The 10,496-nt window shown below is 69.5% G+C and carries 11 protein-coding genes and 1 pseudogene; 3 read left to right on the forward strand and 9 right to left on the reverse strand.

Translation table 11 applies throughout. The features are described 5' to 3' along the window. The first annotated feature begins 384 nt into the window (after nucleotides 1–384). Complete coding sequence (locus H7290_RS14245; RefSeq protein WP_290514678.1) at nucleotides 385–510, forward strand: hypothetical protein; 126 nt, start codon at nucleotides 385–387, stop codon at nucleotides 508–510. Here H7290_RS14245 and H7290_RS14250 read toward each other — a convergent pair. Beyond that, complete coding sequence (locus H7290_RS14250) at nucleotides 495–1,586, reverse strand: Glu/Leu/Phe/Val dehydrogenase dimerization domain-containing protein (protein WP_290514679.1); 1,092 nt, start codon at nucleotides 1,584–1,586, stop codon at nucleotides 495–497. The genes H7290_RS14245 and H7290_RS14250 overlap by 16 nt on opposite strands. A 119-nt stretch (nucleotides 1,587–1,705) precedes the next feature. Here H7290_RS14250 and H7290_RS14255 point away from each other — a divergent pair, with 119 nt between their 5' ends. Continuing rightward, nucleotides 1,706–2,239, forward strand: coding sequence for a heme-degrading domain-containing protein (locus H7290_RS14255; RefSeq protein ID WP_290514680.1), 534 nt, complete (start codon nucleotides 1,706–1,708; stop codon nucleotides 2,237–2,239). Here H7290_RS14255 and H7290_RS14260 read toward each other — a convergent pair. From H7290_RS14260 to H7290_RS14285, 6 genes are read right to left on the reverse strand one after another with little or no spacing between them, the layout of a single operon-like run. Then, nucleotides 2,194–3,240, reverse strand: a complete 1,047-nt coding sequence (locus H7290_RS14260; protein ID WP_290514681.1) for a Gfo/Idh/MocA family oxidoreductase — start codon at nucleotides 3,238–3,240, stop codon at nucleotides 2,194–2,196. The two genes, H7290_RS14255 and H7290_RS14260, sit on opposite strands and share 46 nt — an antisense overlap. 41 nt (nucleotides 3,241–3,281) lie before the next feature. Then, a complete protein-coding gene (locus H7290_RS14265; protein ID WP_290514682.1) occupies nucleotides 3,282–4,031 on the reverse strand; it encodes an SDR family oxidoreductase in 750 nt (249 codons plus the stop codon). Continuing rightward, nucleotides 4,028–5,074, reverse strand: coding sequence for an alcohol dehydrogenase catalytic domain-containing protein (locus tag H7290_RS14270; protein ID WP_290514683.1), 1,047 nt, complete (start codon nucleotides 5,072–5,074; stop codon nucleotides 4,028–4,030). Before H7290_RS14270 ends, H7290_RS14265 begins: the two co-directional genes overlap by 4 nt. Before the next feature lie 13 nt (nucleotides 5,075–5,087). Continuing rightward, nucleotides 5,088–5,945: a fumarylacetoacetate hydrolase family protein gene (locus H7290_RS14275; RefSeq protein WP_290514684.1), complete on the reverse strand. Its 858-nt coding sequence runs from the start codon at nucleotides 5,943–5,945 to the stop codon at nucleotides 5,088–5,090. Further along, entirely contained in the window at nucleotides 5,942–6,913 is a 972-nt protein-coding gene (locus H7290_RS14280) for an SMP-30/gluconolactonase/LRE family protein (protein ID WP_290514685.1), read from the reverse strand. The genes H7290_RS14275 and H7290_RS14280 overlap by 4 nt, the downstream gene beginning before the upstream one ends. After that, nucleotides 6,910–7,668 carry an IclR family transcriptional regulator gene (locus H7290_RS14285; protein ID WP_290514686.1) on the reverse strand — a complete coding sequence of 253 codons (759 nt, stop codon included), beginning with the start codon at nucleotides 7,666–7,668 and terminating at the stop codon, nucleotides 6,910–6,912. The genes H7290_RS14280 and H7290_RS14285 overlap by 4 nt, the downstream gene beginning before the upstream one ends. A gap of 51 nt (nucleotides 7,669–7,719) precedes the next feature. Here H7290_RS14285 and H7290_RS14290 point away from each other — a divergent pair, with 51 nt between their 5' ends. Then, nucleotides 7,720–9,435, forward strand: coding sequence for a dihydroxy-acid dehydratase (locus H7290_RS14290; RefSeq protein ID WP_290514687.1), 1,716 nt, complete (start codon nucleotides 7,720–7,722; stop codon nucleotides 9,433–9,435). Between the two features lie 38 nt (nucleotides 9,436–9,473). Here the strand turns inward: H7290_RS14290 and H7290_RS14295 are convergent, their stop codons facing one another. Next, complete coding sequence (locus tag H7290_RS14295) at nucleotides 9,474–10,274, reverse strand: SDR family NAD(P)-dependent oxidoreductase (protein WP_290514688.1); 801 nt, start codon at nucleotides 10,272–10,274, stop codon at nucleotides 9,474–9,476. Then, nucleotides 10,271–10,496, reverse strand: a pseudogene (locus tag H7290_RS14300) (TetR/AcrR family transcriptional regulator); the annotation flags it as partial. The gene H7290_RS14295 and the pseudogene H7290_RS14300, both read right to left, overlap by 4 nt.

Genomic DNA, 10,496 nt, shown 5'->3' on the forward strand with positions numbered 1-10,496 from the left:
GGACTCCGGACACAGACTTCAACAATCTGCAGCGCGAGCTTCACGGAGAGTCGGGCGAACCGATTCCCCAGCAGTACGTCGACATGGAGCGAGAAGACCCAGCCGCAAGTTGAGGCTGACCACGACGCACGACTGGCGTGAGCCCGTCGACGTCGGTCACCTCACCTCGATACGCGGCGACTTCGTACGTCGTTCTGCTGGCGGCATCTGGCGCTCGAGGCGCTGGCCTACGCCCTTGACGAGGCTGCCCATGGCACGACGCGAGCCATCGACCTGACCTCCCACGCCGACGGGGCATGGTGGGCCCGGTACGTGCACGGTCTGCCCGAGGGGCCGCCAGTCCCCCGAGGGGCAGACGTCCCCACGGGTACGACGGTTCGCTTCATGCCGGACCCGGAGGTGTTCGTCGGGCAGCCGCTCGACCTGCGAGCGCTGGAGACAGCCCTCGCATCGATCGAGTCGTCGGCCACCGTCCAGCTGATCGTGCAACGGCGTCAGCGCGGCAGGTAAATCTGACGCAATCGTCCGACGTCGTGCATGCGCTGCTCGGCCAGGCGGTCGGCCGCGATGGATGGCGGCACCCCCTCGGAGCGGGCCCGGTCGAGCACCCCGAGCGTCGTGTCGAAGATCTTCGACGCGCGCATCTTGGCGCGGTTGAAGTCGAATCCCTCGAGCTCGTCGGCCACCTGGATGACGCCGCCAGAATTGACGCAGTAGTCGGGGGCGTAGGTGATGCCCCGCTCGGCGAGACGTTTCTCGATGCCCTCGTGGGCGAGCTGGTTGTTGGCGGCGCCGCAGACGATCTTCGCCGTCAGCACGTCGACCACCTCATCGTCGAGCGCACTGCCGAGGGCACAGGGCGCGTAGATGTCGAGTGGCTCGCGCACGAGGGCGGCGGCGTCGGCGATCGAGGTGATGGACGGATACGACTGCGTCAGCGCCACGACGGCATCGGCGTTGGGGTCGGTGACCACGACCCGGGCGCCTTCGTCGACGAGATGGCCGACGAGGTGCTTGCCCACCTTGCCGACACCCGCGACGCCCACGATCTTGTCGGCCAACGAGGTGTTGCCCCAGAGGTGCTGCGCGGAGGCGCGCATGCCCTGGTAGACGCCGAACGCCGTGAGCACCGAGGAGTCGCCGGCGCCGCCGTGCTCGACGGTTCTGCCGGTGACGAAGTCGCACTCACGAGCGATGGTGTCCATGTCGGGGCTGAACGTTCCGACGTCGCAGGCGGTGTAGTAACGGCCGCCGAGAGTCTGGACAAAGCGTCCGTAAGCCCGCAGCAGCGGCTCGGTCTTGACAACTGCCGGGTCGCCGATGATGACGGCCTTGCCGCCACCGAGGTCGAGGCCCGCCAGCGCGTTCTTGTAGGCCATGCCCTGCGAGAGGTTGAGGACGTCGGTGAGAGCATCCTGCTCGGAGGCGTACGGGTAGAAGCGAGTGCCACCGAGGGCTGGGCCGAGCGCGGTGGAGTAGATCGCGATGATGGCCTTCAGGCCGGAGGCTTCGTCGTGGCAGAAGACGACTTGTTCGTGTCGGCTGCCGAAGGCGGACGGCGCGCGTGTGGTGCTGGGCTCGGTCACGGTAGTGCTCTCTGTCGAGGATGGCGGAGGAGCGGTGGTGGGCTCGTCCATCGGCGAAGTCGCGGGGGTGGTGCGGCTCTGCGCCGACTCTACCGCTGTGACGCGCTTACAGTGTCGCCATGACCGACCCCCGCCACCCGAACGAGGCCCCCGACCGTGAGCTGCTCGACGCCCTGACAGCCCAGGAGGAGCGCCTCGTCTTCACCCGGTTCGACGAGCAGACGGCGTGGGAGGTGGGTGTGGCGCTGCGTGAAGCCGCGTTGAAGGCCGGGTTGCCGGTGGCGATCTCTGTGCGTCGCAACGGTCAGCGTCTCTTCCACGTCGCGCTCCCCGGGGCATCGGCGGACAACGACTCGTGGCTCGATCGCAAGTGTGCCGTCGTCGACCGCTACGGCCACTCCTCCCTGCTGATCGGTGAGCGGTTCCGCGTTGCCGGCAGGTCGTTCGACGTCGACGCCCGCCTCGACAACGAACATTTCGCCGCGCACGGTGGCGCCTTTCCCGTGCTCGTCAGTGGCACAGGGTGCATCGGCACGGTTGCCGTCTCGGGGTTGCCTCAGCTGGACGACCATCGCCTCGTGGTCGAGGTGCTGGAGACGTTTCTGGCTCAGTCGACCGAGCTCGGACGCACCGGGAAGCCAGCGGCCAGGTAGGTCGCGTCGACAAGCTCCATCGTCGCCACCGCATCGTCGACGTCGAGGGGCAGCGCAGCGCCGCCCAGGACTGCCGCGGCGACGGCGTCGAGCTGGTAGTCATACGACGAGCGCGTTCCCATCGACTCGGTGCGGTCGCCATCAGCCGTGACCACGCGGACGCGGTCGTCCTCGTGCGGCAGGACGAAGTTCATGGCGTCTACCCGGCCGGTCGACCCGATGGCCGTGAGGGTCATGACGACATCGGGGCCGGCCATGCTGGTGAAGACGCTTGCCGTGGCGCCACCGGGGAGCTCCAGCTCGGCCTGGATCCATTCGTCGACCCCGGGGTGGCCGGGACGTTCGACTCCGCGGGCTGAGCGCACGACCGGCTCACCCCCGTGGCTCAGTGTCCGGATGGCGTGCAGGCTGTAGCACCCGAGGTCCATCAGGGCGCCGCCGGCGAGCTTGAGCGACCACCGTGGGTCGTCGTCGGCGGGTGCGGGGATGATCATGGTCGACTCGATGTGCCGCAGGGCGCCGATCTCGCCGGAGGCCACGATCTCCTGCAGGCGAAGCATGACGGGATGGGTCGCGTAGTGGAACGCCTCCATGATCGTGCCGCCGGTCTCGCGGACGACGTCGGCCACGCGTCGGGCCTCGTCGGCGTTGGCGGCGAACGGCTTCTCGCTCAGCACGGCCTTGCCGGCGCGCAGGGCCTTGATGTTCCACGGCGCGTGCAGGCCGTTCGCGAGGGGGTTGTAGACCAGGTCGACCTCGGGGTCGGCGATCACGTCGGCGTACGAATCGGCCACCCGTTCGACACCGTGCCGGTCGGCGAACGCCTGCGCCCGACCGCGATCGCGCGCGGCGACAACCACCAGGCGGTGACCGCCGCGGTTCGCCGGGCCCGCCAGCGACTTCTCGCTGATCCGGGCGGCACCCAGGACACCGATCTTCAGCTTCGACATGGAGTGCTCCTCGATCTTGGTTGGCTGGTTGGTCTCTGCGTGATCAGTCATTGCTTGGTCAGTCACTGCTCGATCAGTCACTGCTCGATCAGTCACTGGGGGATGCGGATGGAGGCCATGCCGCCGTCGACGGTCAGCAGTGTGCCCGTTGTCGACCCGCTCAGCGGGCTGGCGAGATAGGCGATTGCCTGCGCGACCTCGTCGGCCGTGACGAGCCGGCCGAGCGGTGGGCGTGCCCGCAACGCGGCGGCCGCAGCCGCCGGGTCGTCGGCTCCGTCGAGCAGCCGACCCACCCACGGGGTGTCTGCCGTGCCCGGCAGGACGGCATTGACGCGGATGCCCTCGGTGACGTGGTCCGCGGCCATCGCGAGCGTCACGGCGCTGACGGCACCCTTGCTGGCGGCGTAGAGCGCGCGTTGTGGCACGCCGACGGCGGCGACGATGGACCCGGTGTTGACGATCGCCGCGCACGACGAGCGCCGCAGGTGCGGGAGCGCTGCGGCCGAGACCCGGGCCAGCCCGATGACGTTGACGTCGAGGACCCGGGCCCACTCGTCGTCGTCGTTGGCCGCGATGTCGCCCGCGGCGCCGATGCCAGCGTTGTTGACGACGATGTCCAGGCCGCCGAGCTCGGTGACGATGTCCGCGATCGCCGCGCGGACGGCGGCCCGGTCGGTGATGTCGCAGGTGATCGCGAGCAGCCCGTCGTCGGCCGGACCGGTGTGGCTGCGGTCGAGGATGGCGACGCGTGCGCCGCGGTCGGCCAGCGCACGCGCCGTGGCAGCGCCGATGCCGCTGGCCCCGCCGGTCACGACCGCCACCAAAGAGTCCATGTCGTTCATGGGGATGTCCTTTCCTGTGTCGTCACCGGCGTCGGAGCTCGCAGCCGTGGGTCGATGTGGATCTTGGGTCCGGGTCCCGCGGACGCGGGACGATTGCCAGCCAGGACGTCGCCGACATCGTCGAGCGTGAGGGTTGCTGCGACGAGCGGACGTGGGTCGACCGCTGCGGACGCGAAGTGTCCGATCGCGCCGACCAGCCCGGGTGAGCCGCTCAGGACACCGACCGCCGTGACGTCCCGCATGACGAGGGCCCGACTGTCGAGCAGGCTGGGTGTCTCCGACAGGCCGATCAGCACGAGGCGCCGCCCTGCGTCGACCAGGCCGGCTGCCCGTGTCGGGGATGTCGGGTCGTTCGACGCGTCGATGACCCCGTCCCACCGCAGGTCCGGAAGGTCGTGCTGGGTCCAGGCGCCAGCCACGCCCACGGTTGCGCCCGCGAACTCAAGCGACGCCGGCGTCACTCCCAGGACGTGCACCTCGCACCCCTGCGCTGCCGCAAGCTGGGCGGCCAGCAGCCCGATCGTGCCCGGCCCGATGACGAGCAGACGCTCACCCTCGTCGAGTGACGCCGCGCGCACGGCCCGCAGGGCGTTGCCACCCGGCTCGACCATGGCCCCGGACATGTCGTCGACCTCGTCGGGGAGCGCCAGCAGCGCCCTCGCCGGCACCGACATCTGCTCGGCGAGCGCACCGTCGAAGCCACGTCGCAGGCCGATCTCGTGGCGGTCGTCGCAGACGTGCTGCCTCCCGGTGAGGCACCGGTGGCAGCGCCCGCAGCCGATCTGGGTGTCACCGGTCGTACGCCGGCCGAGCCAAGCGGGGTCGACCCCGTCGCCGATGGCCGACACCGTGCCGCACCACTCGTGCCCCGGGCGGACCGGGTAGTGGGCCAGGTCGTCGTGCAGGTAGCTCATCGTGCCGGCGGCCAGCTCCATGTCGGTGCCGCACACCCCGACCCTGGCGATGTCGACGATCACCTCACCCGGTCCGGCGACGGGTGGCTCGACGTCGATGACGGACGACTCGCCAGGGCCGGTGAGCACGAAGGCACGCACGTCAGCGCGCCGCGATCACGGTCTGGCGCTGCACGCCCAGGCCGTCGATGCCGAGCTCCATGACGTCGCCGGGAGCAAGCCACACCGGCGGGTCCTGGCCCATGCCGACTCCGGGTGGGGTTCCGGTGTTGATCAGGTCGCCGGGTTCGAGCACCATGAACTGGCTCAGGTACTGCACCACGACGTACGGGTCGAAGATCATCGTCGACGTGCAGCCGTCCTGCCGGCGTACGCCGTTGAGGTCGAGCCACAGCCCGAGCGTGTTGACGTCGTCGATCTCGTCGGGGGTGACGAGCCACGGACCTGTCGGATTGAATGTCTCGGCCGACTTGCCCTTGGACCACTGACCACCTCGCTCGAGCTGGAAGGCGCGCTCGCTGACGTCGTTGACGATCACGAAGCCGGCAATCGCGTCTCGGGCCTCCTCGGTCGAGCCGAGGTATGACGTGCGTCGACCCATCACGATGGCGAGCTCGACCTCCCAGTCGGTCTTGGTCGACCCGCGGGGGATGCGCACGTCGTCGTGCGGACCGATCATCGTGTTGGGCGACTTGGTGAACAGGATCGGTTCGTCGGGGACTGCCTGCCCGGTCTCGGCTGCGTGGTCGCGGTAGTTGAGCCCGATGCACAGAATCTGGTGGGGCCGCGCGATCGGCGAGCCGATGCGCTCACCGGCGAACGTCCTGACGTCACCCGTGGCCACGCGGGCCTCGACCACCTCCCGCAACCGGTCTGCCCCGGACGCGAAGAACCGCTCGTCGAAGTCGAAGACGACGTCGGACACGTCGACATAGGTCGAGTCGTCGAGCCGGACGACGGGGATCTCGGACCCTGCGGCACCGAGGCGCATGAGCTTCATGACTGTTCTCCGGGGGTGGTGGGAGGTGGGGACGGGTGGCCCGACCACAGGTGCGGGGCCAGGCCGACGACCCCCGGCCGGCAGAGGAAGAGGCTCCCCGACAGCTCGCGGCCGATGACGGCGTCGTCATGTGCGTCGGCAGCATGCTGCTCGGTGGTGATCAGCAGCTGATCGAGGTCGGGGCCGACGAACGCGACGCTGGTCGGGTGGGGCGCCGGGACATCGATGGTCTCGAGGAGGTCGCCCGCGGGGGAGTGGCAGCGGATCTCGGCGCGGTCCCAGATCGCGATCCAGAGCCGCCCGGCTGCGTCGACCGCCAGACCGTCGGGGGTGCCGTCGCCGGCGGGCAGGAACACGCGACGTTCGCCGGTGTGTCCGGTCGTCTGGTCGTAGTCGCGGACCCAGACCGTGCCCGGGATGCTGTCGACGCTGTAGAACAACGAGCCGTCGGGCGAGAACGCCAGGCCGTTCGAGAGCCCGAGATCGTCGTCGATGATCGTGGCGCCCTCTGGTCCGACCTGCCACAGCCGCTCCTCGCGCGGGACGGCGGTTGGTCGGGCCTGCAGCGACTGGGTGGTGAGTGACAGGGTGGTGAGTGACAGAGTGCCGACGAGGAATCGTCCGGCCGCATCGCAGACGCCGTCGTTGAACCGGCTCGGCCGCTCTGGCGGAATCAGGTCTTGGCAGATGAGTTCTGGCCCGGCCGTGCGTGTCCCGTCCGGCGCGAGGAGCGTGAGGCCACGGGTCTCGGCCACGAGAAGCGAGCCGTTCTCGGCACAGGCGACCGCGCCCACGTACCCGTCGAACCGGTGCTCCGCGACGACGGTCAGGCGATCGCCCTCGAGCATTCCCTCGAGGACGAGGCCCTTCATGATGTCGACCCAGATGACTCGGCCGTGGGCGGCGTCCCAGAGTGGCCCCTCGGCCAGGGGGTAGATCGGGTCGGTGACCTGCACGACGGCTGTCATGGTCGACTGCCGGTGATCTGCTGGATCGTGTCGAGGTCGCCGACCAGCGTCGCCAACGGTGTCCGGTAGGCGAGCGCGCTGATGCTGATGGCACCGCTCGGCATGGTCGGACCCGTGAGGAAGGCCGGGACCGCGAGGCAATTGATGCCCGGCTCATTCTCTTCGTCGTCAACGCTGTAGCCCTGCGCTCGGATGCGCTCGAGCTCGCGGTGCAGTGTGTCGATCGAGGTGAGGGTGCGGTCGGTGACCTTGGGCAGGCGACGGTCGCCGATCCACGCGGCGACCGCGCTCCTGTCGGGAAGCGTGTACGACAGCAGGAGCTTGCCGACCGCAGTGGAGTGGGCGGGGTTGCGACCGCCCACGACCGAGGTCAGCCGCACTTTGCCGTCAGGGGGGTCGACCTTCGAGCGGTAGACCACAGAGTCGCCGTCGAGGACGGCATAGTGCACGGTCTCGCCGTAGAGCGTGGCCAGGGTCCGCAGGGTCTCGTTGACGCGGACGTGGTCGGCCCGCCCCTCGTGGTGGGCGAAGGCGAGTCGGAGGAACTCATCGCCCAGGACGTAGTGCCCGCGACCGTCCTGCGTCGCGAAGCCGGCACGTCTCAGGGCGCCGGGCGCCCGGTGCACCGTCGGCTTGGGGCTGTTGACCGCTGCGGTGATGTGGTCGAGGCTGACCCCGTCGGGGTACGTGGCCAGCTTCGCGAGCACGGCCAGGGTGCGGTCGGAGCCGACAGGCGGAGAGGTAGCCTCGAACACGTTCCAGATGCTAGACCACCGTTTCATCAGATGGAAGGAGCGGCAACGAAGATGAGTCCGCAGCGGAGCGGCCAGTGGTACGGCGGCACGGACCGCAACGCCTACATCCACCGGGCCTGGATGCGACGGGGGCTTCCCTCGCACGCATTCGACGGCCGCCCGCACATCGCCATCGCCAACACCGCGTCCGACCTCACACCGTGCAACGCCCACCTCAACGAGGTCGCGCAGAGCGTGTCCCAAGGCATTTACGAAGCCGGTGGCATCCCACTCAACCTGCCCGTGGTGTCGCTCGGCGAGACGTTGGTGCGCCCCACAGCCATGCTCTGGCGCAACATGGCGGCCATGGCGACGGAAGAGATGATCAGGGCCAACCCCATCGACGGCGTGGTGCTGCTGGGTGGCTGCGACAAGACCATCCCGTCACTGCTGATGGCGGCGGCCTCGGTCGACCTTCCCGCGCTCGTCGTGCCGGGTGGCCCGATGCTCACCGGCACCTTCCAGGGCGTCCCGCTCGGGTGCGGCACCGACGTCTGGCGGCTCAGCGAGGAGGTGCGCGCCGGGACGTTGTCCGAGGAGAAGTTCCTCCGGTCGGAGTCGTCGATGATCCGCAGCCGCGGCCATTGCAACACGATGGGCACCGCCTCGACCATGGCGGTCGTGGCGGAGGCGCTCGGCGCGACGATCCCGGGCACGGCGGGCACCCCAGCACCGGACAGCCGGCTGCTCGAGGCCTCGCACGAGGCGGGTCGCCTGGCGGTGGAGATGGTCTCGGCAGAGCGTCGGCCCAGCACGGTCTTCACCCGGGGCTCGTTCCTCAACGCGATCGTGGCGCTCGCGGCAGTGGGCGGCTCGACCAACGCGGTGGTGCACCTGCTCGCGATCGCCGGCCGGCTCGGCGTCGAGCTGACGCAGGACGACTTCGACCGCACCGGTGCGGGTGTGCCGCTGCTTGTCGACCTCCAGCCGGCAGGGCAGTTCCTGATGGAGGACTTCCATCGCGCGGGCGGGCTGCTCGCGGTGCTCAACGAGGTCAAGGACCTGCTCGATCCCGCCGCGATGACCGTGACCGGCAAGCCGCTCGTGGGCTACCTCGACGGTGCCGAGATCTGGGACCGTGAGGTCATCCACCCGCGCTCCGATCCGCTGCAGCCGCACGCTGGCATCGCGATCCTCTACGGCAACCTGGCCCCCGATGGCGCCGTCATCAAGCCGGCCGCCGCGACGCCGGCGCTGCTTCAGCACCGCGGTCGGGCCGTGGTGTTCGACTCGATCGAGGACATGCACGCGCGCATCGATGACCCCGACCTCGATGTCGACGCCGACTCGGTCCTCGTGCTGCGTGGCTGCGGGCCGCGGGGCTACCCGGGCATGCCCGAGGTGGCCACCCTGCCGTTGCCGCAGAAGCTGCTGGCCGCCGGGGTGCGCGACATGGTCCGCATCTGCGACGGCCGGATGAGCGGCACCGCGTACGGGACGGTCGTGCTGCACGTGTCGCCTGAGGCTGCGGCCGGTGGTCCGCTCGGCCTCATCCGCACCGGTGACGTCGTGATCCTCGACGTCGAGGGTCGCCGACTCGACATCGACATCGCGCAGGAGGAGCTCGACGCCCGGGAGCCCGCTGCTGCCGCCGTTGCCGCGTTCGCTTCGCCGACGAGAGGTTGGGAGCAGCTCTACGTCCGCACCGTCATGCAGGCCGACACCGGAGCGGACCTCGACTTCCTGGTCGGCTCCAGTGGTGACACAGTCTCGCGGGAGTCGCACTAGGCGGCCAGCTCTCGAAGAAGGCTAGTCCTCAAAAAAGGTTAGTCCTCGGAGCGGCGGGCGAGCCTCTTGTCCATGCGCCGGAACAGCGGCTGTGAAGCCTTGGTGATGACGCCCGGCAGCATGGCCATGCCGAGCTCGCCCATCGCGCCGGGGATGCTCGTCACCCGTGTCGGTTGGTCGACAACGGCTTTGACGAGCCAGTTGGCGGCCTTGTCGGCGCTGAGCATCGGCATCGCCTGGTAGATCGGTGTGGCAGTCGACATCTCGGTGCGCACCATGGGGAAGTAGACGACGGTGGACGTCACGCCCTGATGGCCGAGCTCTGCGGTCAGGGACCGCGTGAACGACTCGAGCGCCGACTTGCTCGCCAGGTAGGCCGAGAAGAGCGGGATCGGCACCTGGGTGGAGAGGCTGGAGGAGATGACGACGTGCCCGTACCCCTGCTCGACGAAGCGCGGGAGAAGAGCCAGCGTCAGACGCACTGCGCCGAAGTAGTTGATCGCCATGGTGCGCTCGTAGTCGTGGACGCGCTCGAGGGAGTCAGAGATCGAGCGGCGGATCGAGCGGCCCGCGTTGTTGACCAGGGCGTCGATGCGCGGATGCTCGTGGAGCAGCCGGGCAGCCACCGCGGCTGTGGCGTCGGCATCGGAGAGGTCGACGACGTAGGTGTGGGCGACCCCGCCCGACGCCTCGATGTCGGCGCGCACGCGCTCGAGCTCGTCCTCACGCCGGGCCAGCAGGCACACCGTCGCCCCCAGCCGGGCGAGCTTGCGGGCTGCCTCGGCGCCGATGCCGCTCGACGCGCCGGTGAGCACCACGGTGCTGCCCGACAGCTTCACGGAGCGTCGCCCCCGAAGAGTGCGGCGAGCATCCGCACGCAACGTCTCATCATCTGTTCGGCGCTCTCCTGGGGATGTTCCATCCACCAGTTCATCAGGGAGTCGACGATGCCGAGCCAGACGGCGGTCATGGCGGAGATGTCGAGGTCGTCGTCGCTGCCGGCGATGCCCATGAGCTCTGCCACTCCTACCTCGGCGAGCTGGCCGATGCGGACGGCGTAC

Source organism: Aeromicrobium sp. (genome assembly GCF_014378035.1).
Taxonomy (GTDB): Bacteria; Actinomycetota; Actinomycetes; order Propionibacteriales; family Nocardioidaceae; genus Aeromicrobium.

Bases quoted from the DNA above. Each gene is read 5' to 3' on its own strand.
- H7290_RS14280 (WP_290514685.1), bottom strand. From the start codon at position 6,913: ATGACAGCCGTCGTGCAGGTCACCGACCCGATCTACCCCCTGGCCGAG.
- H7290_RS14265 (WP_290514682.1), bottom strand. From the start codon at position 4,031: ATGAACGACATGGACTCTTTGGTGGCGGTCGTGACCGGCGGGGCCAGC.
- H7290_RS14290 (WP_290514687.1), top strand. From the start codon at position 7,720: ATGAGTCCGCAGCGGAGCGGCCAGTGGTACGGCGGCACGGACCGCAAC.
- H7290_RS14245 (WP_290514678.1), top strand. From the start codon at position 385: ATGCCGGACCCGGAGGTGTTCGTCGGGCAGCCGCTCGACCTGCGAGCG.
- H7290_RS14275 (WP_290514684.1), bottom strand. From the start codon at position 5,945: ATGAAGCTCATGCGCCTCGGTGCCGCAGGGTCCGAGATCCCCGTCGTC.
- H7290_RS14260 (WP_290514681.1), bottom strand. From the start codon at position 3,240: ATGACTGATCACGCAGAGACCAACCAGCCAACCAAGATCGAGGAGCAC.
- H7290_RS14255 (WP_290514680.1), top strand. From the start codon at position 1,706: ATGACCGACCCCCGCCACCCGAACGAGGCCCCCGACCGTGAGCTGCTC.